Source organism: Stagnihabitans sp. (assembly GCF_964946895.1).
Genome location: NZ_CBBQHX010000011.1, coordinates 22,476 through 46,759, shown reverse-complemented (window position 1 = coordinate 46,759; position 24,284 = coordinate 22,476). Strand labels below are relative to the sequence as shown.

At 62.8% G+C, this 24,284-nt stretch carries 25 protein-coding genes; 12 read left to right on the top strand and 13 right to left on the bottom strand.

Annotated elements, in window-relative coordinates; genetic code table 11:
- Positions 1–199 precede the first annotated feature (199 nt).
- Entirely contained in the window at positions 200–733 is a 534-nt protein-coding gene (locus AC1Y2B_RS09295; protein WP_482252804.1) for an invasion associated locus B family protein, read from the bottom strand.
- 159 nt (positions 734–892) lie between these two features.
- On the opposite strand from AC1Y2B_RS09295, the gene AC1Y2B_RS09290 reads away from it, so the two are divergent.
- The gene (locus AC1Y2B_RS09290; RefSeq protein ID WP_482252803.1) at positions 893–1,900 is read left to right on the top strand and encodes an asparaginase; all 1,008 of its coding nucleotides are present in this window, start codon (positions 893–895) and stop codon (positions 1,898–1,900) included.
- A gap of 285 nt (positions 1,901–2,185) precedes the next feature.
- The gene (locus AC1Y2B_RS09285) at positions 2,186–2,533 is read left to right on the top strand and encodes a DUF2794 domain-containing protein (RefSeq protein WP_482252802.1); all 348 of its coding nucleotides are present in this window, start codon (positions 2,186–2,188) and stop codon (positions 2,531–2,533) included.
- Here AC1Y2B_RS09285 and AC1Y2B_RS09280 read toward each other — a convergent pair whose 3' ends face one another.
- Together AC1Y2B_RS09280 and AC1Y2B_RS09275 are read right to left on the bottom strand one after the other, a co-directional pair.
- Positions 2,534–3,346 (bottom strand): C40 family peptidase, encoded by an 813-nt coding sequence (locus AC1Y2B_RS09280; protein WP_482252801.1) that lies wholly within the window; start codon positions 3,344–3,346, stop codon positions 2,534–2,536.
- Complete coding sequence (locus AC1Y2B_RS09275) at positions 3,347–4,723, bottom strand: leucyl aminopeptidase family protein (protein WP_482252800.1); 1,377 nt, start codon at positions 4,721–4,723, stop codon at positions 3,347–3,349.
- 117 nt (positions 4,724–4,840) lie between these two features.
- Between AC1Y2B_RS09275 and AC1Y2B_RS09270 the strand changes: the two genes are divergently transcribed.
- A complete protein-coding gene (locus tag AC1Y2B_RS09270; RefSeq protein ID WP_482252799.1) occupies positions 4,841–5,200 on the top strand; it encodes a hypothetical protein in 360 nt (119 codons plus the stop codon).
- Between the two features lie 203 nt (positions 5,201–5,403).
- Positions 5,404–5,550, top strand: a complete 147-nt coding sequence (locus AC1Y2B_RS09265; protein WP_482252798.1) for a hypothetical protein — start codon at positions 5,404–5,406, stop codon at positions 5,548–5,550.
- Here AC1Y2B_RS09265 and AC1Y2B_RS09260 read toward each other — a convergent pair.
- Positions 5,547–5,936, bottom strand: coding sequence for a hypothetical protein (locus AC1Y2B_RS09260; protein WP_482252797.1), 390 nt, complete (start codon positions 5,934–5,936; stop codon positions 5,547–5,549). The genes AC1Y2B_RS09265 and AC1Y2B_RS09260 overlap by 4 nt on opposite strands.
- Before the next feature lie 155 nt (positions 5,937–6,091).
- Between AC1Y2B_RS09260 and AC1Y2B_RS09255 the strand changes: the two genes are divergently transcribed.
- Positions 6,092–6,739, top strand: a complete 648-nt coding sequence (locus AC1Y2B_RS09255; RefSeq protein WP_482252796.1) for a carbonic anhydrase — start codon at positions 6,092–6,094, stop codon at positions 6,737–6,739.
- A gap of 196 nt (positions 6,740–6,935) precedes the next feature.
- A complete protein-coding gene (locus AC1Y2B_RS09250) occupies positions 6,936–7,535 on the top strand; it encodes a hypothetical protein (RefSeq protein ID WP_482252795.1) in 600 nt (199 codons plus the stop codon).
- Between the two features lie 42 nt (positions 7,536–7,577).
- Here the strand turns inward: AC1Y2B_RS09250 and AC1Y2B_RS09245 are convergent, their stop codons facing one another.
- Complete coding sequence (locus tag AC1Y2B_RS09245; RefSeq protein WP_482252794.1) at positions 7,578–9,179, bottom strand: DUF4139 domain-containing protein; 1,602 nt, start codon at positions 9,177–9,179, stop codon at positions 7,578–7,580.
- 109 nt (positions 9,180–9,288) lie between these two features.
- On the opposite strand from AC1Y2B_RS09245, the gene AC1Y2B_RS09240 reads away from it, so the two are divergent.
- Both AC1Y2B_RS09240 and AC1Y2B_RS09235 read left to right on the top strand, forming a co-directional pair.
- Positions 9,289–10,626, top strand: coding sequence for an aspartate aminotransferase family protein (locus AC1Y2B_RS09240; protein WP_482252793.1), 1,338 nt, complete (start codon positions 9,289–9,291; stop codon positions 10,624–10,626).
- A gap of 78 nt (positions 10,627–10,704) precedes the next feature.
- Complete coding sequence (locus AC1Y2B_RS09235; protein WP_482252792.1) at positions 10,705–11,169, top strand: tetratricopeptide repeat protein; 465 nt, start codon at positions 10,705–10,707, stop codon at positions 11,167–11,169.
- Positions 11,170–11,396: 227 nt separating this feature from the next.
- Here the strand turns inward: AC1Y2B_RS09235 and AC1Y2B_RS09230 are convergent, their stop codons facing one another.
- The gene (locus tag AC1Y2B_RS09230; protein ID WP_482252791.1) at positions 11,397–12,014 is read right to left on the bottom strand and encodes a hypothetical protein; all 618 of its coding nucleotides are present in this window, start codon (positions 12,012–12,014) and stop codon (positions 11,397–11,399) included.
- Between the two features lie 165 nt (positions 12,015–12,179).
- On the opposite strand from AC1Y2B_RS09230, the gene AC1Y2B_RS09225 reads away from it, so the two are divergent.
- Positions 12,180–13,379, top strand: coding sequence for an ATP-grasp domain-containing protein (locus tag AC1Y2B_RS09225; RefSeq protein WP_482252790.1), 1,200 nt, complete (start codon positions 12,180–12,182; stop codon positions 13,377–13,379).
- A gap of 306 nt (positions 13,380–13,685) precedes the next feature.
- On the opposite strand, the gene AC1Y2B_RS09220 is transcribed toward AC1Y2B_RS09225, so the two are convergent.
- The 5 genes from AC1Y2B_RS09220 to trhO form a co-directional block, all read right to left on the bottom strand.
- Entirely contained in the window at positions 13,686–14,708 is a 1,023-nt protein-coding gene (locus AC1Y2B_RS09220; RefSeq protein WP_482252789.1) for an aspartate-semialdehyde dehydrogenase, read from the bottom strand.
- A 121-nt stretch (positions 14,709–14,829) separates the two neighbouring features.
- Positions 14,830–15,462 carry a glycosyltransferase family 29 protein gene (locus AC1Y2B_RS09215; RefSeq protein ID WP_482252788.1) on the bottom strand — a complete coding sequence of 211 codons (633 nt, stop codon included), beginning with the start codon at positions 15,460–15,462 and terminating at the stop codon, positions 14,830–14,832.
- Positions 15,459–16,472 (bottom strand): polysaccharide pyruvyl transferase family protein, encoded by a 1,014-nt coding sequence (locus AC1Y2B_RS09210; protein ID WP_482252787.1) that lies wholly within the window; start codon positions 16,470–16,472, stop codon positions 15,459–15,461. The genes AC1Y2B_RS09215 and AC1Y2B_RS09210 overlap by 4 nt, the downstream gene beginning before the upstream one ends.
- A 54-nt stretch (positions 16,473–16,526) precedes the next feature.
- Positions 16,527–17,762 (bottom strand): MFS transporter, encoded by a 1,236-nt coding sequence (locus AC1Y2B_RS09205; protein WP_482252786.1) that lies wholly within the window; start codon positions 17,760–17,762, stop codon positions 16,527–16,529.
- Between the two features lie 57 nt (positions 17,763–17,819).
- Positions 17,820–18,626 (bottom strand): oxygen-dependent tRNA uridine(34) hydroxylase TrhO, encoded by an 807-nt coding sequence (trhO, locus tag AC1Y2B_RS09200; protein WP_482252785.1) that lies wholly within the window; start codon positions 18,624–18,626, stop codon positions 17,820–17,822.
- Positions 18,627–18,717: 91 nt separating this feature from the next.
- Here trhO and pncA point away from each other — a divergent pair, with 91 nt between their 5' ends.
- The 3 genes from pncA to pncB all read left to right on the top strand — a co-directional run bounded on the left by pncA (position 18,718) and on the right by pncB (position 22,966).
- Positions 18,718–19,323, top strand: a complete 606-nt coding sequence (pncA, locus tag AC1Y2B_RS09195; RefSeq protein WP_482252784.1) for a bifunctional nicotinamidase/pyrazinamidase — start codon at positions 18,718–18,720, stop codon at positions 19,321–19,323.
- Positions 19,324–19,384: 61 nt separating this feature from the next.
- A complete protein-coding gene (locus tag AC1Y2B_RS09190; protein WP_482252783.1) occupies positions 19,385–21,625 on the top strand; it encodes a hybrid sensor histidine kinase/response regulator in 2,241 nt (746 codons plus the stop codon).
- Between the two features lie 48 nt (positions 21,626–21,673).
- On the top strand, positions 21,674–22,966 hold the full coding sequence (gene pncB / locus AC1Y2B_RS09185) for a nicotinate phosphoribosyltransferase (RefSeq protein WP_482252782.1): 1,293 nt from the start codon (positions 21,674–21,676) through the stop codon (positions 22,964–22,966).
- Here the strand turns inward: pncB and arfB are convergent.
- Together arfB and AC1Y2B_RS09175 are read right to left on the bottom strand one after the other, a co-directional pair.
- Positions 22,963–23,385 carry an alternative ribosome rescue aminoacyl-tRNA hydrolase ArfB gene (gene arfB / locus AC1Y2B_RS09180; RefSeq protein WP_482252781.1) on the bottom strand — a complete coding sequence of 141 codons (423 nt, stop codon included), beginning with the start codon at positions 23,383–23,385 and terminating at the stop codon, positions 22,963–22,965. The genes pncB and arfB overlap by 4 nt on opposite strands.
- A gap of 243 nt (positions 23,386–23,628) precedes the next feature.
- Positions 23,629–24,249: a queuosine precursor transporter gene (locus tag AC1Y2B_RS09175; protein WP_482252780.1), complete on the bottom strand. Its 621-nt coding sequence runs from the start codon at positions 24,247–24,249 to the stop codon at positions 23,629–23,631.
- Between the last annotated feature and the right edge of the window lie 35 nt (positions 24,250–24,284).

The window sequence follows — 24,284 nt, the reverse complement described above, 5'->3', positions numbered from 1 at the left end:
CCGCGCTGATTCCTGCTATGTTTTGAACACGGACATCATGTCCCGAACCTTTCATAGAACACGTGCGGTGCTGGGAGCGCGTGGGGTGGATGAGGGGTTCCTAGGGGTGGGAGCCCCTCATCTTATTTCGCAGCCCTGCCAAGCTTTATGCCGTGTCCTCGACGTCACGGCCACTTGCGCTGCGCGAGTCGAGCCGCAGTTACTTGCAGCGGCTTGCAGCTTCCGACATCGCAGCGGTAAATCCGGACAGACTGAAGGTGTCCTTGGTCTGGGTGCCCTTGCCAGAATGCGCCGTCAGAGTGGCCTCAGAGCCCTTTTGCAACGCGGCCAGCAGCTTGGCGTCATCCTCGGGGGTGGCAACCCAAGCCCATTCGCCCTTGGTGGTCATCTCGTAGGTCTGGCCGTCGATGGTGACATCCACGTTCGATTTGTCGGCGAACTGGTAGCCTCCGGTAAATGACGTCTCCCCACCGGTTTGGCCGGGACGGAAGGTCACGAACAGCAGCACGTCGCTGCGCTTGACCGTCACGGGCTTGCCGTCACGGGTGTTCACGCTTTCCTTGGGTTTGGACACGCCCCAGCATTCCTTCGGGCTGGTATCCGCAAACACGCTCCATGCGGTTTTGGTGGCCACCAGATTGTCGGACTGGGCCGTGCTTGTCTGCGCACCTGCCGACTCTGCCGTCAGGACCAGAGCAGCGCCGATCACGGCGCGCATCATCCAGTTTGTCATACTTAAGCCTCCAGAAGCCTCAGCCCGCCTGGAACCCTTTGATGCGGGGTTTTTCCTGTGGCGCGGACCATATTCACTCGATATCCCATATCTAAACGACAATGGCACTTTTGCGAAAGCCCCTTGGGCAGGTTTTCGCTGAAACGTGAGGGAAATGGTATGACGACGACAAACCGGCAGGCGCAACGTATGGTGGAGACTTGGCGTGGCGGGCTTTTGGAAAGCTTTCACGCGGGTCACGCGGTGATCTGCGACGAAAAAGGCGAGATTGTCGAAGCTTGGGGCAACCCCGATCAGGTGATCTTCCCGCGGTCCTCCTGCAAGATGCTGCAGGCCTTGCCGCTGGTGGAAAGCGGGGCCGCCGACGCCGTGGGTCTGACAGAGGCGCAACTGGCCTTCGCCTGCGCCAGCCATCACGGGCAAGCCTTGCATGTGAAGATGGCGTCGTCCTGGCTTGAGGGCTTGGGCATGGGCGAGGCCGATCTGCGCTGCGGCTCGCACGAACCCTCCGACAAGATCGAGCGGGACCGTCTGATCCGTGCGAATGAAAGCCCGTGTCAGTACCACAACAACTGCTCGGGCAAACACTCGGGTTTCCTGACGTTGAACCAGCACATCAAGGGCGGCTCGGAATATGTCGAGCATGACCACCCGCTGCAGGTGATGGTGAAGCAGGCTTTCGAGGAAGCCACCGGCGAGACCAGCCCCGGCTGGGGGGTTGACGGCTGTTCTGCCCCGAACTTTGCGACCTCGGTCCATGGGCTGGCACGCGCGATGGGACGCTTTGCCGGTGCGACGGGCGAGGGCGATGCCCGGGACCGCGCGATGTATCGGCTGGGCCGGGCGATGGCCAAATACCCCGAACTGGTGGCCGGCGACACCTCGACCGACACTGAGTTGATGCGGGCGATGGATGGCAAGGTCACTCTGAAAGGCGGGGCGGAAGCTGTCCATATTGCGATTCTGCCCGAGTTGAAGCGCGGAATTGCGGTGAAGATCGTGGACGGCGGCTATCGGGCCTCTGACGCGGTGATCACGGCGCTGCTGGTCCGGTTGGGGGCGCTGGACGCCGAACATCCTTACGCCAGAAAGCGTTTGAACGCGGTGCAAAAGAACTGGCGCGGCAAAGAAACCGGAATCCTGCAACTGGCCGAAGGCTTTCTGTAACCCTGCGTGGGCCGATGCCTCCCAAAGCAAAGGCCCCCACCATACTGGTGAGGGCCTTCTTAACGGCAGGAACCGGTGTGACGTGCTTGGTGGGGGCTATAACCCGCCCCATCGGCCCCTGCGTTCGGTAATGACTGTATGCCGGGGATATGTGGCGGGCAGAGGGCCACGGCGTGACCCGTTTGCGGTCATTGCGTGTTCGGATTGTGAAATCGAGTGTATGGACCAAGACGAATGGGTTGGCGCGGCACTTGATTTGTGAAGGTTCAGCGATAGAATTATAGCATGACGGTCCAGACGCCGACCCCCTTCCCGTTGAACGAACGCCCGCCGGAGCAGGTTTGCTTTGACCGGCGGGAATTTGGAGTGATCTTCTCGGTCTATGGCAAGATGGTCGCGGCCGGGGAATGGCGGGATTACGGCCTGTCTACCCTGCGCGATATGGCGGTGTTCTCGATCTTCCGGCGCACGGCAGAGATGCCCCTCTACCGGGTGGAAAAGCGGCCAGCACTGCGTGCCAAGCAGGGGATGTATGCTGTCGTTGCGATGGATGGCCGCATCCTGCGGCGCGGGCATGACCTGACACAAGTGTTGCGCGTGCTGGAAGCCAAGTCGGTGCGGGTGATCGAGTAGCTAAAGACGGCGGTGGCTGCGCAGGGCGGCCCCGTCAGAGGCGGCAATCCGCGCGATGGCCTCTTGAATGCCCTCGTAGGCCACGGACATCGTGTGGCCATTGGCATGGATCAGGCGGTCCGCATCCACCGCCATGGCGACATGGCCGCTCCAGAACAGCAGGTCGCCGCGCTGGAATTCGCCTTGCACCACCGTTCCGGCCGTTTCCTGCAGGTCCGCATCGCCGGGGATCGGAATGCCGCAAGCATGGTGAGCAATCTGGCAGAGGCCTGAACAATCCAATCCGGCGCGGGAATTGCCGCCCCAAAGATAGGGAGACTGCAGAAACATTTCGGCCACGGCAACCGGGTCTGCATGGTACTGCCCAAGCGGCAGCAGATGGCTGGCCGGGATATAGCCTTGCGTCGTCTGGGCGTATTTGCCGACCAGTCCGATAACCGTGATCCGCGCGCCCATCGGCAGGGCGGCCAGTTCCTTCGAACTGGCCTTGGGCTCGGGATAAAGATGCGTCCCGCCCGAGGCCACCCAATGCGTTGGCTTGGGCCCATCCTCCAGCGCGGCTTCGGGAAGCCAGCCGCAGTAGCCATCCTTTTCGGCAAAGCCGAAGGCATGTCCTGCGTCGCGGTCAATCACGATGAAGCCTTCGCCCAGCCACAGCTGCCGCTCGCGCGCGCCTTTGGGGCTGCGCAAAAGGTCGACCAAAGGCGTCGCAATCTGCAGCCTTTGGCCATCGGTATAGGCCTGCGCCTCGACAATCCCGCGCAACGATACATGGGCGACGCGTGCGCTGGCGGGGGTCAGGCGGCGGTCCATTTACAGGCCCAGAATGGCAGGCAATGCGCCCAGCACGGCGCGCGCACCTTGTCCGACGGCACCCTTTGGCCGGGCGGGCTGGTCTGCGGGCGTATGGGCGTAGATGTCGAAATGCAGGTACTTGGGGTTGTCGACAAAGCGGCGCAGGAACAAAGCCGCCGTGGCGCTTCCGGCAAAGCCCCAGCCCGGGGCATTGTCAAGGTCGGCAATCCCCGGCTCGATGATCGCTTCATAGGGATCGTGGAACGGCAGGCGCCACACCGGGTCAAAGCCCGCCACCGCGCCCGCTTCCAAGGCTGCGACCACGTGTGCGTCGTTGCAGTAATAGGGCGCAAGGTCGGGGCCAACCGCCACCCGCGCCGCGCCGGTCAGGGTGGCCATCGACAGGATCATGTCCGAGGGCTCCTCCTCGGCCCAGGCCAAAGCGTCGCCCAGCACCAGTCGGCCCTCGGCGTCGGTGTCATTCACCTCCACCGTCAGCCCCTTGCGGGAGGTCAGGATGTCTTTGGGCCGCATGGCGTTGCCGGCAATCGCATTTTCCACCGCCGGCACAATCACCCGCAGCTGCAACGGCAAGTCCAACGACATGATCATGTGCGCAAGCCCCAGCACCGTGGCCGCCCCGCCCATATCCTTCTTCATCAGGTTCATGCCATTGGAGGGCTTGATGTTCAGCCCGCCCGTGTCAAAGCAGACCCCCTTGCCGACCAGCGTCAGCTTCGGGCCAGCCGAGCCCCACCGCATCTGCATGATCCGCGGCGCTCGGGTGGAGGCGCGGCCGACTGCATGGACCATCGGGAAATTCTGCGCCAGAAGGTCATCGCCGCGAATGACAGTCGTCGCCGCGCCAAAGCGCTGCGCCAGCGCTACAAAAGCACCTTCCAACTCCTCTGGTCCCATGTCGGAGGCGGGGGTGTTCACCAGATCCCGCGTCAAGAACTCGCCTTCCGCCATCGCCAGCAGCCTCGCGCCATCAACCCCCTCCGGCAGGCGTAGCAGCGCCTCGGCAGGCTTGGCCGCGCGGTAACGGTCAAAGCGATAGCCTTGCAGCAGCCAAGCCAGCACGGCCTCATCCCGTTGGGCCGCCGTCAGATTACCCTCCAGCGCCCAATTCCCCGCAGGCAAAACCGCAATCGCCTTGGCCAGCCCGAAGCGCAGCCGCGCCCGTGCCTTGGCATTGCCCAAGCCCGCGATGGCAGAGGCCACGCCACCCTCACCGGGGATCAACCGCAACTCCCCCAACCCAGCCTCGAAGCCCGAGGCCAACAGCCAGTCTTTCGCGTGATGGCTGTCGCGCAGGGCGGGCCAGTCTTCGGCGGTGACAACAGTCAAGGTGCGGTAGGTGGCGGAAGCGTCAGCGAAACGGGGTGCGGTCATGGCAATCTCCTCTGCTGCGACCCTAGCCGTTCGGCGCTTGGCCGCAAGGGTGTTGACACCTGCGGGGGGGGGGCAGGTTCGATGGGCGCAAGGGTTTCAGGAGAAGGCGATTTCAGGATGCAAAGGCTTTTCAGGATGATCGGCAGCGCCGTGCTTCTGGTGCTTCTCGCTGTCGTTGGATGGCCCCAGTGCGCTCAGGCGCAGACGGATCAGGGGTTGCAGGTCGTCAGCTATTGCAATGGCAAGAACGTCGGCCCCGTGGACGAAGCCCTGATGGCGCAGATCGCGGCAGAGCGTGGCTACTCTCCCATGTTCAGCGCAGACATTGCACAGTTTCTGCTTTTCAAAGGCGATGTGGCCCCTGACGTGATCCAGCCGCAGACCTTCCGTTATTCCAGGGCCGCCAGCCCCGTGCATTTTTTTGGAAATCACTTACCCGTTCAAGGGAAAATACGGCAAGGAGGATTGCTCCCATAGGTTCTTTATCGGTCCTGATGCCGTGGCGCGGTTCAGCTTCCAGCCAGTGCGTGAATATGGCGACTGGCGCCTTGTGCTGTCGGAAATGGCCGCGGGGCATTTCGAGGCACTTGTGGCACTCTGCGCGACCCACAAACGCCGGAACTTTGGCACACGGGAATTTTGCTCCGTAGCAAAGCAATGGCCAGACCCGAAGCCGGGAGATGTCGTCCGTCCCATGCATCCTGGGCGAGTTCTCACTAGAGATCGCCGCGAAACGGTCGGTCTTCCGCCAGCGCTTCACCTCCGTTGGCAAGCGCTGGCTTGTCACCGTCGTGGGCGATCTGGTTGAGGTTGTGCCCGAGACCTAGCCCTGCGTCAGGCCCAGCAGGCTGCGGTCGGCGGCCAGCGAGCGTTCGGCCACCCGCATCAGCCGCGCCCAGACGGCGGAGAAGGCGGTGACGTCTTTGCGTTCGATGCAGGTGCTGACGTCGGCGGCGATCAGGCCGAGGCTGATGAGGCCCAAATTCTCGCTCATCCGTTGCAGGCGGCGCAGTTGGCGGGCCATGTCGGCCAGATCATGCGCCTGCACTTGGGCTGCAAGGCCAGACATGGTCAGCGCAAGCTCGGTCAAGGCCCGCGTCACCACCTGTTCGGCCGAAGCCGTGCCGAGGTTTCGATAGATCGTTGCGATGGGCTCCGCATCCTGACGTACCCGATCATTTGGCCGCAAGGCCACTACATTGTCCTCAGACATGTCCCACACTCCTAACTCACCCAAGGCTCACTTTGCCCTGCCATGCTGAAGAAAGGGTTGCCTGCAGCTGTGCGTGCGCCAGCTTATTGGCTACGATTCTGCTCGAATTTGCTGCGATTGCAAACTATGGTCAGGCGACCCTACAGGAGCCTCGCATGGACCAAGCCCGCCCCCTGCCGTCCTATCTGGTCAGCCGCTTTCACGGCTGGCGCGCCACCAGCTATCAGGACAACCGCGCCTGGTATCGCAGGCTGGCGGAAAGTGGGCAGCATCCGCGGGCCATGGTGATTTCGTGCTGCGACAGCCGGGTTCACGTGACCTCGATCTTCGGCGCGGATGAGGGGGAGTTCTTCATCCACCGCAACGTGGCCAATCTGGTGCCGCCGTTCAATCCCGACGGGCAGTATCACGGGACCTCGGCGGCGGTAGAGTATGCCGTGACCTCGCTCAAGGTGGCGCATATCGTCGTGCTTGGGCATTCCAACTGTGGCGGCGTGAAGGGCTGCCATGATATGTGTTCGGGCTTGGCGCCGCAGCTGGAGGAGAAATCCTCGTTCGTAGGCCGGTGGATGGATATCTTGCGGCCGGGCTACCAGCGGGTGGAACGTCTGCCCCCGGAGGAGCGGATCGCGGCGCTGGAGAAGGAGGCGGTGCTGGTTTCGCTGGAAAACCTGATGACCTTCCCCTTCGTCAGGGATGCGGTGGCCGATGACATGTTGACCCTGCATGGCCTTTGGAACAACACCGGCGAGGGTGGGCTGGAGCAGTTTGATCCCACCAAGGGTGGCTTCGTTCCGGTGTGAAATCCGGCGGATTGCACGCGTGCAATCATGGTCAAGTCCTTGAAATTAAGAGGTTTTGAAAATTCTGTTAGGCATTTGTTAGGAAGATGTCACGCGGCGTAGCCTAGGCTGCGCCATGCCGATGCGTCCTGAAACCGATTGATCAAAGGGTGGGCTGATGTAGTCTGATGCCCTCTTTTGACGAGGAGGCGATAGAATGGCATTGGATACCAAGAAAGTGCTGGCGAAGGTTGAGAAGTTCAAATCCTCTTTGAAGGAGGCGGACAAACGGATTGACGGGATCGAGACGGCTTATTCCAAAGCAATGTCGGATCAGTTGGGCCTTGGTGCCACGATCAAGGAGTGTGTTTCGGTCCTTGCCGCGACTGAAAACATGATCTCGACCAACTTGGCGGGTTTGAAAGAGGTCCGAAGGGCGGCCAAGGCCCTGACCGGCGATGTCGAGATGATCCTGCGCCGGGCCGAGGAGAATTTCGATACCCTGACCACAATGGCAAACGAGTTCAATGACCTGCAAAAGGCCCTGCAGAAGGACAAGACCAACAAGGACCTGATCAAGAAGACCGAGTTGGCCGAGAGGGCCTTGGACAAGCAGGCCAAGGCTGCGGAAAAGGTGGCGCTTGACGCCTCGGTTGTCGAGTCGAGCATTTCGCTGTTCGAAGACAATGTCGACAGGAACACCGCCTACGATCTGGCCAGGATCAAGGAGATGGATGAGCTGATCAAGCAATTGGGCAAGCTGTTCGCGGACAAGGCGCAGGACGTGAAGTCGATGAACAAGATCCTGGGGCGTTGAGACACAGGTAGGGTGGGGTTATAACCCCACCCTACGGGACGCCTACTGCAGCACCTTGCCCTGGGGCCACGACATGACGCTGTCGAGCTTGACCTCTTTGGTCTCTTTCGGGGCGATGTCGAAATCCCATGCCAGAATGCCGCGCTGGCCTTCGACGTCTTGCGCGCTGGGCGCAGGGTCGGCGGTGAAGGTGATCTGCAAATCCTCCTGTTCGGAATAGGGGACCTGGTCGAGCAGGTGGATGGGCCAGCTTTCCTCGGTCAGGTTCTCGACCTTGAGGGTGGCTTTCTCTTCCATCTGGGTGGAGGTGGTGAAGATGCCGTGATCGCCTTGCGCCTTTTGCGGCATGTCGCGGGTCAGTTTCAGGCCCTCGATGGTGCCAAAGCCGAGGGTGGTGTCCGCGCCGGGGGCGAGGGATTGCACATCGGTCGAGCCGACGAGAGCGCCGTCGCGGAAGAGGTAGGCGGTACCGGGGAGCAGGATTTCCTTTGCAGTGTTGGTGAATTTGGCCATCAAGTAGGCGGTGGCGTCATAGCGCGGCACGGCCCGGGCCTGAACCTTGGGCGTGAAGGTCAGCGTGTCGAGCGCAAGGCGCAGGTTTTCCACGCCGGTCGCGACATCGACGGCAGTGGGGTAGTGGTAGACGACGGTGTCACCTTGGTAGGTCACGCCCGCCGTCACGCTGGCGGCGGCGACAGGGGCGGCCAAAGGCTCTGCCGCCGTGCCGTCCGACACGGCGTCTTGCGCGACCGGGGGTTGCGGGTCACCGATGCTTTTGAGTTCTGGCGTCAGTTGCGTGGGTTCGGATTGCTGCGAGGGCTGCGCGGTGGACAGGGTGAGGTCGACGCCGGTCCAGTCCTCGCCGGTCGATTGGCTGACCAGAACGCCACGGTCGACGGTCAGTTTCGGGGCCTTGCGGTCGAGGGTCATGTCATAGACCGGGGCCCAAGAGGCGTCAGACATGAAGTGAGAGATGGTCAGGTGACCGGTTCCGGTGGTGGAGGTGATGGCGACCGAGAGGGCGGCATAGTCGGCATCGGGTTTCGACAGCGCGTCGAGGGCGGCTTGCGCCTGGGTCAGGCTGTCTTGTGCCTTGGTCACGGCCGCATTGGCGGCGGGAAGGCCGGCTTGTGCGGCTTGTGCAGCCTGGCGGGCGGTCAGGACCTTGGTCTGGATCATGTCGGCGATGGCGGTCAGGCTATCTGCGGTCGCCCCGCCGTTGTCGAGTTTCAGGCCGGTCAGGAAGCCGATCTGGGCCTGCTGCGCTTCGACCTGGGCATTGATGGCGTCGACGGCCTTTTGCGCCTCGGCCACGCTGGCTTGCGCGGCCGTCACGGCGGCCTTGGCGGCGTCTGTCGCCGGAGAGCTGGGCTCGGCGCGCGGCGGCAGGCGGTCGGTGCGCAAGGCGAAGGCGCCGATGGTGGCGTCAGGCGAGGCGAGGCGGATCATCGTCGGTTCGACGTCGGCGGGCAGATCGGTGATCAAGATGTCATGCGGACCGGGGGGCGCGGTGAAGGTCACCTCTCGGGTGATCTGGGCGCCTTGCGGGTAGATCGTGATGGCGGTGATGTGGCTGGTGGCCTGAAGGGTGTCGGCCCAGGCGGGGACGGGCAGGACAAGGGCAAGGATGATGAAACGGCGCATGAAAATCTCCTCCAATTGGCGGAAGGTTAGGCTTGGCTGCGGTGTCCGGCAAGGCTCTTGCCGAGGATAGGCGGGGCTGCGAAGGTGCGGCAAAAGAGGAGTTTTCCCGATGTCTGCGAAGTCTGATGCCTTGGTTTCCACCGGTGGTCTGCCGAAGGTCGTGCGCGCCAAGGGGAGTTATCTGTGGGACACGGCGGGCAAGCAGTACATCGACGGATCGGGTGGGCCGGCGGTCTATTGTCTGGGCCATGCGCATGACGAGGTGAACCGGGCGGTCTTCGCGCAGATGGGCGATATTGCCCACGCCTACCGCTACAACTTCACCACCGATGCGTTGGAGGAGTTGACCGAGATCATTCGGGGCCATTGTGGCGGCACTCTGCGCGAGATGGTCTATGTGACCTCCGGGTCTGAGGCGGTGGAAAGCTGCCTGAAGATCGCGTTGCAATATCACAGCGCCAATGGCCAGAAATCTCGGCGCAGGTTCATCTCTCGGCAGCGGTCGTGGCATGGCAATACGCTGGGGGCCTTGGGGCTGTCGGGGTTCGAGGAACGAACGGCGGCCTATGAAGGGGCGTTCATCCCGTCGATCAAGCTGTCACCGGCCAATGCCTATCGACCGGTTGCGGGAGCTACGGTCGAGACGGCGGGGGAGGCCTGCGCGGCGGAACTGGAGGCGGCAATCCTGGCCTCTGGGCCTGAGACGATTGCGGCGTTTGTGTTTGAGCCGGTCGTGGGGGCGGCGGGCGGCTGCGTGCCGGCGCCAGAGGGGTACGCGCGGCGGGTGCGTGAGATTTGTGACCGCTACGGTGTGCTGATGATCGCCGATGAGGTGATGTGCGGTGCCGGGCGCACCGGGCCGTGGCGCGCGTTGGAACGCGACGGCGTAGAGCCGGACATCATGTCGGTCGCCAAGGGGTTGGCGGCGGGGTATGTGCCCTTGGGGGCCGCCATCTGCACCTCGGCGGTGTGGGAGGTGATCCGGGCCAAGGATGGCGCCTTTGGCACCGGGCATACCTTTACCGGCCACACGGCGGCCTGTGCGGCCGGTGTGGCGGTGCAGAAGATCATTGCGCGTGACGGATTGCTGGCCCGGGTTGCCGGGAATGAGGCGCGGATCAAGGGCTGGATGGCGGACGCCTTGGCGGGGGTGGAAGCGGTGGGTGACATTCGCGGCCGGGGGCACTTCATCTGCGCGGAACTGGTGGCGGACCGGGCGACGAAGGAACCCTTCGACGCCACGCGCAAGTTGTTCCTGAAGATCCGGGCGCAGGCGATGGAGAATGGGCTGATCTGCTATCCGGTCGGCGGCAATGTGGATGGGACGCGGGGCGATATCGTCATCCTTGCCCCGCCCTATAACTGCACCGATGCGGAACTTGAGGAAATTGTGGGCAAATGCACCACTTCGATCAAACAAGTGCTGCAGGCGGAAGGCTTGGCCTGAGCCTCACGCAGGGTTGATTGCCGGGAATCGTTGCCCTGTGCGTATCATCGGTCGAACAAATAAAAACGGAGCGGTGACATGGCACATATTATCAGCAGCTTTTTGGTCGGCATTCTGGCGATTTTCTCTGTCTTCGTCGCCCCGGCGATGGCGGCGGGCACCTCTGACGGCTCTTCCACTGCTTCGGCGACGGTTTCGGTCTATGACGAGGCCAAGGCGATGGTGGACGAGGGCAATTATGCGGCGGCCTTGCCCAAGCTGGATAACCTGACCAAGGTTGACCCCAAGAACGCCGATGCCTGGAACCTGCTGGGTTTCACCTATCGCAAGCTGGGGCAGCTGGACGAAAGCTCCAAGGCCTATCTGGTGGTGTTGTCGATCAACCCCAACCATCTGGGCGCCTTGGAGTATCAGGGCGAGTTGTTCATCACGACCGGCAAGATTGATCTGGCCAAGGGCAACCTCGTGAAGATCAAGTCGTTGTGCGGCACCTGCGAACAGGCGGATGATCTGGAAAAGGCGCTGAAAGCGGTGGGGGCCTGAGGCCGCCTTTTTCCGTGTGGCCGCCAGCCCGTTGCCGGTGACGCTTCGACAAGTCCCTACGAGGATGATCGTGCCCAGAAACAGGGCCGAGGTCGTGATGGTGGCGCGGTCCTGCGCACTGCCAGATGAGGATCGACGGTGCCGCCCATGGTGATGACGGCAGGGAGCTGGATGATCCGGACGTCGCGCGTGATTTTGGGGGCGACGCTTGACGTCACGCCGCTTCCTTACCGCAGAAGTGCAAGCGCCTGAGCTGAAAAGGCGTCGGCATGCTGGTCATCATCGGCATTGCAGCGCTCCAGCGCCTTGGCTTGCAGAGCGGTGGCGTCGGCGCTGGGCTTGAGGGCCAGTTGCGCAGCGAGGTCCTTTAGCATGACCTCGCACGAGATCGGATGGCCGCCTGCATCCGTGACAGCAATGCCCGAGACCATCTGGACGCCCGTGGTCCCTACGGCAGCGCCGGGATTGTCGAGCGTGGTTTGCAGGGCGGCGAGGGTGGCAGTGACCTTGGCAGCCTCGGGTGAGGCAGCGCGCAGGGCTTTCAGGGCGGCGTCGATCTTGCCATCGACGGCGCCCCATTGCGCCCCGTCCAGCGGGCGAAGTTTGTCTTCGGCATCGTCCCAGGCCGATTCCAGATCGGTGATGCGGGTCGCAGCACCGGGCAGATCGCCTTTGTTGGCAATGGTTTGCACATCGGTGGCGATGGTCTTGAAGGCGGTCATGTCGCCAAGGGCGTTCGGGGCAGCGGCTTGGTCTGGCGCTTGGCCATACCAATGCTCCCATGCCGAAAACGCGGCAACAGGTGCGGCGATCAGGGCTATCGCCAGCAGGATTTGTTTGAACACGGTTGGTTCCTTTTTCTGTTCGCAGCGGGACCATAGCGGCGCCTGGAGGGCAATGCTCTACAACTCTGGGGGCAGAGAGAATTTTATGGATGCACGGGTGGGGCTTAAACGAGTCGTTCACCTCGGGACGGTAGCCGTTGGGCCACGCATTCAGAAGGAGCGTCCATGCAACATGCAGCCCCGCAGGAATTCAAACCGCAGATCGTGCCCAGCCTTGGTCAGGCGGCGATCCTGCGACAGGTCTATGAACAAGCAGATCTCGGCCCGCTTGCCGCCGGACTGATCAACCGCGCCGGAGCCGAGGTGGCAGACCCGGGCGCGGCGATGGACCTGTCGACACTGCTGCTGGCGCAAGGCGGTGTCTGGGCGGACGAGGGGCGGGTGATGCAGCGGGCTGCGGTCCGGGTGCAGCAAAGCTTCGAGGTCGTGCATGGCACGGGGGCGGGGCCACGGGTGCTGGCGCTGGTGACACCGGGTGATTTCATGGCGAACACGCCGATCGACTTCCTGCTGGCGGGCTCTGACGCCGTGCTGATCCAGCATTTCGTCGATGAGGAGACAGAGAGCCTGGACAATTTGCCGCCGCATGACGTGGTGTTCATGGCCGTGGGAGAAGGGCCCGAGAACGTGGGCGTGCTGCGCAATCTGGCGCGCTTGCTGAAGGATTATCCCGGCCGGGTGCTGAACAACGCGCCGGGTCTGATCGCCCGCCTGACGCGTGACCGGGTGAGCGAGATGCTGGCCGACGTGCCCGGCGTGCTGTGCCCGCCAACGCGACGGATCAGCCGGCTGATGTTGAGCGCGGCGGCCTATTCGGGCCGGTTCTTTGACTTTCCTTCGGTGGTGCGGCCCGTGGGGTCGCATGCGGGCAAAGGGCTGCTGAAGGTCGAGAACATAGAGGATTTGAGCGCTTTTCTGGCGATCAGCCCGGAGGATGACTTCTATTGCGCGCCTTTTGTCGACTATCGCGGCGTAGATGGCATGTTTGCCAAGGCCCGTGTCGTGCTGATCAAGGGGCAGGCCTATGCCAGCCACATGGCCTGCTCGCCGCACTGGATGGTGCATTACCTGAACGCCGGGATGGAGGCGAATCCGGCGCGACGGGCGGTGGAGGCGGCGTGGATGGCGGACTTTGACGCGGGCTTTGCCAAGCGCCATGGCGGTGCAATGCGGGCCATCGCAGATCGGTTGGGTCTGGACTACTTCGGACTGGATTGTGCGGAACTTCCGGACGGGCGGCTGTTGGTGTTTGAACTGGATGTCGCGATGATCGTGCACGACATGGATAGCGAAAGCCTGTTTCCCTACAAGAAGCCCGCAATGAAGAAGCTGTTCGCGGCTTTTGTGGCGGCCTTGCAGGGGTGAACGGTCACTTTGTGACGACGGCGGGGAGGCCAGCCTCCCCGTGCCCCTCCGGAGTATTTCCAAAGGAGCAAATGGGGGGACAGTGCGGGTCAGACGGATCTTTGGCGAATTGGGTGCAAGGCGGCCCGTGGGGAGAGAGGGTGTTGATCGCACCCCATGCGCCCGGATGCGGCGGAGGGGTTGGGGTCTGGCAAATTTGACAGAAATGAAATGGAAAAGGCCCCGCCAGAAGGAAGGGCCTTTGAAGAGCGGCGCTTTTGCAGGACTGAGCGGGCGGGCTTCGCGGGGAAGCCGCCCGGTTGGGCCTTAGCCCTTCTTCAGCACCTTGTTGCCCAGCACTTCGGCGATTTGCACGGCATTGAGGGCTGCACCCTTGCGCAGGTTGTCGGAGACGCACCACAGCGAGATGCCGTTTTCAATGGTGGAGTCCTGACGGACGCGGGAGACGTAGGTGGCGTATTCGCCCACGCATTCGATCGGCGTGATGTAACCACCGGGCTCGCGTTTGTCGATCAGCAGGACGCCAGGCGCCTCGCGCAGGATGTCTTGGGCTTCTTGCCAATCGAGGGGTTCTTCGAACTCGATGTTGATCGCTTCGGAGTGGCCGACAAAGACCGGAACGCGGACGCAGGTGGCGGTGACTTTGATCTTGTTGTCGAGGATCTTCTTGGTCTCGGCCACCATCTTCCATTCTTCCTTGGTCGAGCCATCGTCGAGGAAGACGTCGATCTGCGGGATCACGTTGAAGGCGATCTGCTTGGTGAACTTCTTGGGTGCCACTTCTTGCCCCGGGACATAGATGCCCTTGGTCTGGTTCCACAGTTCGTCAATGCCTTCCTTGCCGGCGCCGGAGACGGATTGGTAGGTCGACACCACAACGCGCTTGATGCGGGCGCGGTCGTGCAGGGGCTTCAAGGCCACGACCATCTGCGCGGTGGAGCAGTTGGGGTTGGCGATGATGTTCTTGTTCTTGTACATGAAAATCTGATCGGCGTTCACTTCCGGCACGATCAGCGGGATTTGCGGATCGTAGCGGTAGAGCGAGGAGTTGTCGATCACGATGCAGCCCGCCGCTGCCGCCTTGGGCGCGTAGATCTTGGTGGCTTCCGAACCCACGGCAAACAGGGCAATGTCCCAGCCGGTAAAGTCGAAAGTGTCGAGGTCCTTGGTTTTGACGGTTTTCTCGCCAAAGCTGATTTCAGTACCGAGGGATTTGCGCGACGCCAGTGCGGCAATCTCGTCCACCGGGAACTCGCGCTCGGCGAGGATGTTCAGCATTTCGCGGCCCACGTTGCCCGTGGCACCCGCGACGACGACCTTATAGCCCATCGGGGTTCTCCTTTTACGTCAAAGCCTCGGTTCCTTCCAAGACTGGGGGGCCTTATCGCATGACGGCGAGGGGGGAAAGGGGCGAATGGGCCATGGGCCCGACTCTCCGCCGATATGCGGGTTATTCCGATATAGCGGAGGGGTTTTGCAGGGAAAACCGGGGGTCGCGGGCAAGAAGGGCCTCGACGAAGGCGCGCTCGGCGTTGAAATCGTGCGGGACCTGCGCGGCGGTGCGGCTGCCGGAGAGGGAGAGGGAGGCGAAGAAGTCGAAGCCATAGAGGGTGATTTTGGCGGCCTCGGACCGGGACAGGAGGTCGATCATCATCAGGCCTGTGGTGGGGGGGCCGTCGATCCTGGCGCGGAGCGTCATCACATCAGCGCGGCGGTTGAGGTAGAAGCCGGGGCGGGTGGCCAGCGCATAGGGCAGGCGTTTGCGCTTGCGGGTCATCCAGAGGAGGCGCTTTGGGTTGCGGGCCGCAAGGATGTCAGCCGGGATCGGCGTGGAGAGGGCGATCCAGTCGGTTTTCGCACCATGCGAGGCGGTTGACGGCATCGGGGCGGCGTTCAGGCGGATCACGATGTCGGCGGCGTCGATCTGCGGGCCGAACTGGCCTTGCGACAGGCTTTTGGCGTTGCCGATCAGGGCGACGGTCTTGCCTTTGAGGTCAGCCATCAGCGCCTGAGGGGGCAGGGACAGGCGTTCGAGGGCGGTCTCGTTGCGGGTCAGTTTGGCCCAGAGGAAAGTCAGGATCATGGCCGGCCCCTCCAGGCGAGGGCGGCGAGGTCTTTGAAGAGGAATTCGCTTTCTCGTTGCGCTTGCGTCAGGAAAGCGGCGATGCCTTTGGATTCTTCGGGCGAGAAGGGGCGGTTCAGGTCGGATTGGGTGAGGGTGGCAAGGTCAGCCTCGGCCAAGGCGCGGGATTTGGGGAGGCCAGCGTCGGATAGAAGCGCCTCGATCTTCCAGGAGTTGGAGCCTGTGGTGAGGAAGGGCGTGCCGGTGACCAAGGACAGGCAGATGCCGTGGAAGCGGCCGGTGACATGCATGCGGGCGCGGCCGAGGAGAGCGAGGTAGTCGGCTTCTGAGGCCGCCAGCCGCAGGGGGGGCAGGCCGAAGGGGGCGGCGCCGTGGTAGGCGGCCGAGAGCCAGGGGCCGAGGGGCTTGCCGGTCCACAGGGCTGAAGCGCGGGTTTTGGTCGGCAGCAGCGCGTCGGCTTTCAGGCGCTTGGCCGCAAGTGCGAGGGCGCGGCGGGTGGACCAGCGGACCGAGTCGCCGAAATACAGGCGGTCGCGGGGGCCGGGTTGGGGTTCTGATCCGGCGGACAGGGACAGGTCGGGCAGGGTCCGGACATTGTCGAGGCTGGCAAGCGCGGCCGCGCTGCGGTGGTCGCGGGTGGCGATCAGGGCGGCACCTGCCAGCAGGTCAAGCCACTCGGCCGGGTTGTCTTGCCAGAGGGCGTTGATCAGGGCGACTGGCACGCCTTGCGCTTTCGCCACTGGGATGACGTTGAGGAGGGTGCGGCCCGCCTCGCGCCCGTGGTGCAGGGTGCCTTCGCCGTTGATGACGATCAGGTCTGCCTGCGTCAGCGCCTCGGCAAAGCCCTTTTCGCGCGTCCAGTCTGAACGGGCCATGCTGCGGTGGATCACCTGGACACCATGCCGTGCCAGACCCTGATAAAGCAGACGCATCACCCGGGCACAGCCGTGGTGGCTGCGTCCGGAGGTGTCGTTCATCACGATGACGCGGGGCGTAAGGGCTTGGGACATGCGGACCTTGGCGTTTTATCGCTGGTTAGCGCATGGGCCCGGGCTTGGGAAGCGTTACGCCGGTTGCAGGGTCATCCGGCGTTCGCGGATCGGTAGGTGGATCAGGGCCGAGAAGGCACCGACCGCGATGCCGATCCACCAGACGGTGGTATAATCTCCGGTCAGGTCATACATCGTGCCGCCCAGCCAGACGCCCATGAAAGACCCAAGCTGGTGGCTGAGGAAGACAAAGCCATAAAGCGTGCCCATGTAGCGGATGCCGTAGAGGTGGGCGACAAGGCCAGAGGTCAGGGGAACCGTGGCCAGCCACATCGAGCCCATGACAGCGGAAAACACCAGAACGGTCGTGGGTGTCATCGGCAGCATGATGAAGGCGATCGAGGCCAAGGTGCGGCCGGTGTAGATGCCGGCCAGCAGGTACTTTTTCGAATAGCGTTTGCCGAGGTAACCCGCCAGCAACGAGCCGCCGATGTTGAACAGCCCGATCACCGAGATCGCGATGGCCCCCAGTGCGGAGGTCGAGGTGATGCCGATCCCCGCCAGCATCCCCGTCGGGTCAATCGCGCCACAGCGCTCTGTCACGAAGGCGGGGAAGTGGGCGGTGATGAAGGCCAACTGATAGCCGCAGGAAAAGAAGCCCATGAAGATCATCGCGTAAGACGGGTCCTTCATGGCACGCAAAAGGACGGTGCCAAGGCTTTCCTGCAGCTCGGCCTTGGTGGCCATCGGCTGGGCTTTGAGGAAGGGCAGTGCGAAGAGGACGAACAGGATGGCCACGGCGAAGATGCCGAAGACCGCAGGCCAGTGGTAATGCTGCAGCAGCAGTTCCGCTGCCGGAGCGCCGACGACTTGGCCGGCCGAGCCTGCGGCGGTTGCGATGCCAAGCGACAACGAACGATTCTCGGCGCTGGTGGCGCGGCCGACGATGGCGAGGATGACGCCGAAGCCCGTGCCCGCGATGCCGAAGCCAACCAGGATCGCGACCAGTTGCATGGCGCCCGGTGTGGTGGACATGCCGGTCAGCAGCAGCCCCAGCGCGTAAAGCAATGCGCCGACGATGATGGCCCGCCTGTCGCCGAACCGTTCAGCCATGGCGCCAAAGGCGGGTTGGCCGATGCCCCAGGCGAGATTCTGGATGGCGATGGCCATCGAGAAATCCGACCTTGGCCAACCGAAATCGGCGGCAATCGGGATCTGGAAGACGCCAAAGCTGGCGCGCAGGGCAAAGCTGAGCATCAGCACTGCGCCGCCCGCGATGAGAACGGGAGTAAAGACCGAGGGTTTGGACATTGCGCACCTGCCAGAGAAGGCGCGCAAACTCGCCCTAACCCGCAGCAGCGTCAAATGCTAATTTGTGATGGCTACAATCTCTTTTGGACCGCATTCCGGGCAATCCATTCCCGCTGCCATCGGATGGCCGCATGACCGGCACATCTGCGAGGTGCCTTGTTTCAGACCGTGCCCCACGGCAACGCGGTGGTCAAAGACGAAACATTCGCCCTGCCAAAGGCTTTGATCCTCGGGGATGTCTTCCAGATACTTCAGGACGCCGCCTTGCAGGTGGAAGACTTCCGGCACGCCCTGACCGAGGAGGTAGTTGGTCGACTTCTCGCACCGGATGCCGCCTGTGCAGAACATGGCGATGCGTTTGCCCTCGAACTTGGCACGGTTGGCTTGCCACCAGGCGGGAAACTCCCGGAAGGTCGAGGTGCCGGGGTCTATGGCGCCTTCGAACGACCCGATGGAGATTTCGTAGGCATTGCGCGTGTCGATCACGGCGACGTCGGGGGCCGTGATCAGCGCGTTCCAATCTTGCGGCGGCACGTGGCGGCCGACGCGGGCCAGAGGGTCAACCCCTTCGACGCCAAGCGTGACGATTTCCCGCTTCACACGCACCTTCAGGCGGACGAAGGGCATGGTCTGGGCGTGGCTTTCCTTCCAGATCAGGCTGTCACATCCGGGAAGCGCGCGGATGTGGGACAGGAGGGCCGCAATCCCCTCGGCCGGACCTGCGACCGTGCCGTTGATGCCCTCGTTCGCCAAAAGAAGCGTGCCCTTGATGCCCTGCGCCTGACACAGGTCAAACAACGGTCCGCGCAGGGCCTGAGGGTCCGCGAAGGGGGTGAAGTGATACAGGGCGGCCACGGTGAACATGGCGCGGAATTAGGCGGTTGGGCGGGCGAACTCAAGGGGCGCTTGACCCTTTGCGACACTGTGCCTAACCCTGATGCAAAGCGAGGTTGCCATGCGCCCCAATGACGAAGCCCTGATCGTGATCGACGTGCAGAACGACTTCTGCCCCGGCGGTGCCCTGGCCGTGGCGGAAGGGGATGCGATCATCCCCCAGATCAACGCGCTGATGGAGGAGTTTCAGACCGTGGTCCTGACGCAGGACTGGCACCCGGCGGATCACAGCTCGTTCGCGGCGAACCACCCTGGGGCGCAGGCGTTTTCCGCGGTTCAGATGCCTTACGGCCCGCAAACCCTGTGGCCGGTGCATTGCGTGCAGGGCACCGAAGGCGCTGCGTTTCACGCGGCGCTGCGGACAGATCTGGCGCATCTGGTGATCCGCAAGGGCTTTCGCAGCGCCATCGACAGTTATTCTGCGCTGTTTGAAAATGACCGCAAGACCTCGACCGGGCTAGAGGGCTATCTGCGTCAGCGTGGCGTGACACAGCTGACGCTGGTCGGGCTGGCGACGGATTATTGCGTGGCGTTTTCGGCACTGGATGCTGCGTCGGGCTTTGCCGTGACCGTGCTTGAGGGTGCCTGCCGGGCGATAGACCTTGGCGGCTCGCTGGCCGCGCAAAGGGCGGCGATGCGGGCGGCGGGCGTCACGCTGCGCGATTGAGTTCAGCCTTCCTTAACCCTGTGGCCCTAGGCTTTCGCCAAAGGTTCGGGAAAGGGCGGGCATGGCGGACTTGCAGACCGATGCGCTGATTGACTTGGCGCATTTTGAAGACCGGATGAGCCCGGCAGGACAGCTTTTGCACTATGCAAAGGGCCGCATCCGCACCTTCTGGCTGCGCCAGACCCTCACCGTTTTCGGCGCCGGGACGATTGCGCTGCTGGCGTCGGGCTGGCTGGGGGTGATGCTGGCTGCGCTGGCCCTGGCGGGAGAGGGTGTTGACATGGTCTGCCTGCGGTCCGTGATTGGCAGGCTGGAGGCGGGCGACGCCGGGCCGTGGCCCCGGCGGATTGCGCTGATATCGGCGGGGTTTCAGGCGGTGACGATTGCGGGCTGCGTGGCGCTGTGCTGGCAGGGGATCACCCTGCATGAGGCGCGGTTCTTCGCCTCGGCCTTCCTGATTTCGGCGATGATCAACGCCGGTCTGGCGCGCCCCCACCTGCGGCCTGCGGCGGATGTCCGGCTGGCGATCTTTGCGCTGACCGGCTTTTTGATGATGGCGCTGGATCTGCGGCGGGTAGAACTGGCGACCTCGCTGGAATACGGGTTCTTTGCGGCGGCCTTCGGGCTTTTGGCCTATATTTCGATCCTGTTCATCAACACGGTGGAGCGGAACTATCTGCAACGCCGGCGCAACGAATATGCCCTGCTGAAACATCAGCACGAGCAGCAACTGGCGCAGGTTGACCTGGCGCGGTCGGCCCGCGACAGCCAACGTCTTGCTTTGGTGGCGAAATATGCCAAGGACAGCATCATCATCTCTGGCCCGGACGGCCGGATAGAATGGGTGAACGACGCCTTCTCCCGCATCACGGGCTATGCCTTTGACGAGGCGGTGGGGCGGATCCCGGGGGACATCCTGAACGCGCCAGGGACCGACCCTGACACGATTGCGCGCCTGAACCACGCGCGCCAAAACCGTTGTCCCGTCCGCGCCGAGGTGTTGAACCAGGCCAAGGACGGGCGGGTGTTCTGGATGGAAACCTCTATCACGCCGATCCTGGATGACGCCGGCCAGTTGCAGGTCTGGATTGCGGTGGAGCGTGAAATCAGCGAGGCGAAGGAACGTGAGGCTGAACTTGCCCGCGCCCGCGCCGCCGCCGAGGAGGCGGGTCAGTCCAAATCGCGCTTTCTGGCCAACATGAGCCACGAAATCCGCACGCCGATGAACGGCGTGATTGGCGTGGCCGAACTGCTGGCAGACACAAGATTGTCCAAGGCGCAGCGCGAATATGTTGAAACCATTCTGGAATCCGGGCGTCTCTTGCTCGACATCATCAATGACATCCTTGATCTGGCCAAGCTGCAATCGGGCAAGGCCACGCTGGAAAGCCGCACCTTCTCGCTGACCGGCGCGGTGGAGGGGGTGATGCGCATCCTTGGGCCTGTGGCGGCGAAGAAAGGGCTGGAGCTGCGTCTGGTGGCCCCGCCAGAAATGACTGTGCTGGGTGACGAGGGAAAACTGCGGCAGATCCTGCTGAACCTGGCCGGAAATGCAGTGAAATTCACCCGAGAGGGGGCCGTGACGGTGACAGTGCGGCCGTCGGTTGCGGATCTGCTGGAGATTGACGTGGCTGATACCGGCATCGGCATCGCGCCCGATCGGATTGGCCGGATCTTTGACAGTTTCAGTCAGGCCGACAACGGAATCGCGCGGCAGTTTGGCGGAACCGGGTTGGGGCTGACGATCTGCTCGATGCTGGCCGAACAGATGGGGGGCGGGATTTCTGTCCGTTCGGTGATTGGCCGCGGCTCGGTCTTCACGTTGCGGGTTGTCATGCCACGGGCCAAGGCGGTTGCAGTGGACGTGGATCTGCGGCCGGTCACCCTGTTGCGCCCGGGCCTGCGGATCATGGTGGCCGAGGACAACCGAACCAACATGATGATCCTGCGCAAGATGCTCAAGGGCCAGATCGCCGCCCTGATCGAGGCGGAAAATGGCGAGGAGGCGTTGCAGCTGTATCAGGACAACCCGCCGGATATGGTGCTGATGGATGTGTCGATGCCGGTCAAGGATGGTCTGCAAGCCACCCGCGACATCCGCGCCTTCGAAGCAGCGCGATCCCTGCCGCGCTGTCCGGTGGTGGCCTTGACCGCGAATGCCTTTGGCGAGGATCGGGCCGCCTGCCGGGCCGCCGGGCTGGACGGGTTTTTGGTCAAACCGCTGTCGCGACACGACCTTCTGGCGGAAATCGGCACGCATTGCCCGCCTGATACCCGGCAAAAGCGTGCGATGGGGCTTTGACCTTCTGCCCGGCTTGCTGCCATAGTCACCGGCGGAAGGAGCCTCATCATGGTTGATCTTGCGACACGGGTGTGGAATCACCGCTGGAAAATTGACCCGATCGTCAGATCCCTGATCGACACGGACTTCTATAAGTTATTGATGTGTCAGTCGATCTTTCGCAACCGACCGCACACTATGGTCCAGTTCAGCCTGATGAACCGCAGCCGCCACATCCGTCTGGCAGACTTGGTCGATGAGGGGGAGTTGCGGGAACAACTGGATCATGTGCGGTCCTTGTCGCTGTCCCGGGGCGAAAGCACCTGGCTGCGTGGCAACATGTTCTACGGCAAACGCCAGATGTTCCGCCCTGATTTCATGGAGTGGTTCGAGGGGCTTCGCCTGCCGCCCTACCACTTGGAAAAGCGCGATGGCCAGTATGAGTTGACGTTCGAGGGGCGCTGGCATGAGGTGATGCTATGGGAAATTCCCGCCCTCGCAGTGTTGATGGAACTGCGGGGCCGTGCCGTCCTGCAACGATTGGGCCGGTTCGAGCTTGAAGTGCTCTATGCCCGCGCCATGACCAAGCTGTGGGAAAAGATCACCCGGCTGAAAGCGATTGAGGGCCTGAAGATCGCGGATTTCGGCACGCGGCGCCGGCATTCCTTCCTGTGGCAGGACTGGTCGGTGCAGGCGATGATGGAGGGGCTGGAGAAGAGCTTTATCGGCACCTCCAATTGCCTGATCGCGCAGCGCCGCGATATCGAGGCGATTGGCACCAATGCGCATGAACTGCCCATGGTCTATTCGGCCTTGGCACGCACGGATGCCGAACTGGCCCGGTCGCCCTATCAGGTGCTGGCGGATTGGCAGGAGGAACACGACGGCAACTTGAGGATCATCCTGCCGGACACGTATGGCACCGAGGGTTTCCTGCAAAAGGCACCCGACTGGCTGGCCTCGTGGACTGGCATCCGGATCGACAGCGGCGATCCGGCGCATGGGGCAGAGGTTGCCATTCGGTGGTGGACGGCACGCGGCGAAGACCCGCGGCAGAAACTGGTGATCTTCTCGGACGGGCTGGACGTGGCCAAGATCGAAGAGTTGCACCGCCAATTTGTGGGGCGGGTCAAGGTTTCGTTTGGCTGGGGGACGATGTTGACCAACGATTTCAGTGGCTTGGTGCCGGATGACGCCCTGGCGCCGTTTTCGCTGGTGTGCAAGGCGGTCTCGGCCGACGGGCGGCCAACGGTCAAACTGTCAGACAACCCGAACAAGGCCATGGGTCCGGCGGATCAGATTGAACGCTACAAGCGGGTGTTTGACGTAGGCATGCAGGAACCGATGGATGTCAGGGTCTAATCCTCTTCCTCGGGCGCTTGCCTTGCGGATTTGATACCGCTGCGGACCTTCTTGGCCACCAGGCGCCGCTGAATGCTGCCGTAAGTGGGTTTGGTGGCGAGCCGACGTTTCGGAGGGATCAACGCCTCGCGGATCATGGCGACCAGCCGTTCGCGTGCCAGTTCCCGGTTTTGCGCCTGACTGCGGGTTTCTTCGGCCTGGATGACGATCGCACCCTCATTGGTCCAACGACGCCCCGCCAGTCGTTTCAGGCGGGTTTTGACGGCGGGGGTCAGGTGCGGCGAACGTTCCGCTTCAAACCGCAATTCGACAGCGGTCGACACTTTGTTGACATTCTGGCCGCCCGGCCCCGAGGCACGAACGAACTGCTCTGACAGTTCCCAGTCGGCGATTTGAATGGCGTCGGTGATGTGCAGCATGTCGTTGATATAAATGAGAAAGGGTCGCTTCGCCAGCGACCCTTCCCGAGTTCCAAGGAGATGGGCCAGTTAGGGCATCCATCCAACCTTTGGCCGTCTTGCAAGGGGGTTGCCCCTAGAAAACGAACCTCCCGGCTGTCCCGACACCACTCTCCAATATCACTCTAGACACTGGATCACCTCCTTTCGAAATTGTTGCCGATGAGGTCAGGTTGGCACAGATTTTGTGTTTGTCAAAACCTTTTACGCAACCCGTGCGGTCATTCGTGCAACAAATAGACGGAAAGGCAGCAGTCCGAACAAAGCGATCCCAAATTTTACGCACCAGTCGGCGACAGCAAGGGAAACCCAGAACGGAACCTGCGGTCCGACGCCCAGAAGCGGCCCCGGGGCGGCGGCCCAGGAGACGTCATTCCACGGCTCCAGAAAGGTCAGCGAGGCGGCGAAGGCGATGGTGAAGAAGATCACGCTGTCGATGGTCGATCCCATGAGGGTCGAGATCAGCGGCGCGCGCCACCACTCGGCCTTGCGCAGGCGGTCAAAGATCGTGACGTCCAGAAGCTGGCCGACCAGGAAGGCGGTGCCAGAGCCCAAGGCGACGCGCAGGGTTACCAAAGGCCCGAAATCATTGTGGATTTGCGTTCCGATGACCGAGCAGATCAGCCCGGCCACGAAGCCCGCCAGCACCACCGTCCGGGCGGCACGCACGCCTTGCAGCCGGTTGGTGATGTCATTGACCAGAAAGCTCAGCGGATAGGTCAGCGCGCCATAGGTCAGATAGGCGCCCATCGGATGCTGGACGAGAATGTTGGAGGCCACGACAATGACCGCCATGGCAAGGATGCCCGGAAGAAGTTTTTGCATGTTCACATCCGTTTTTTACAAGGTCGCGGAGACTT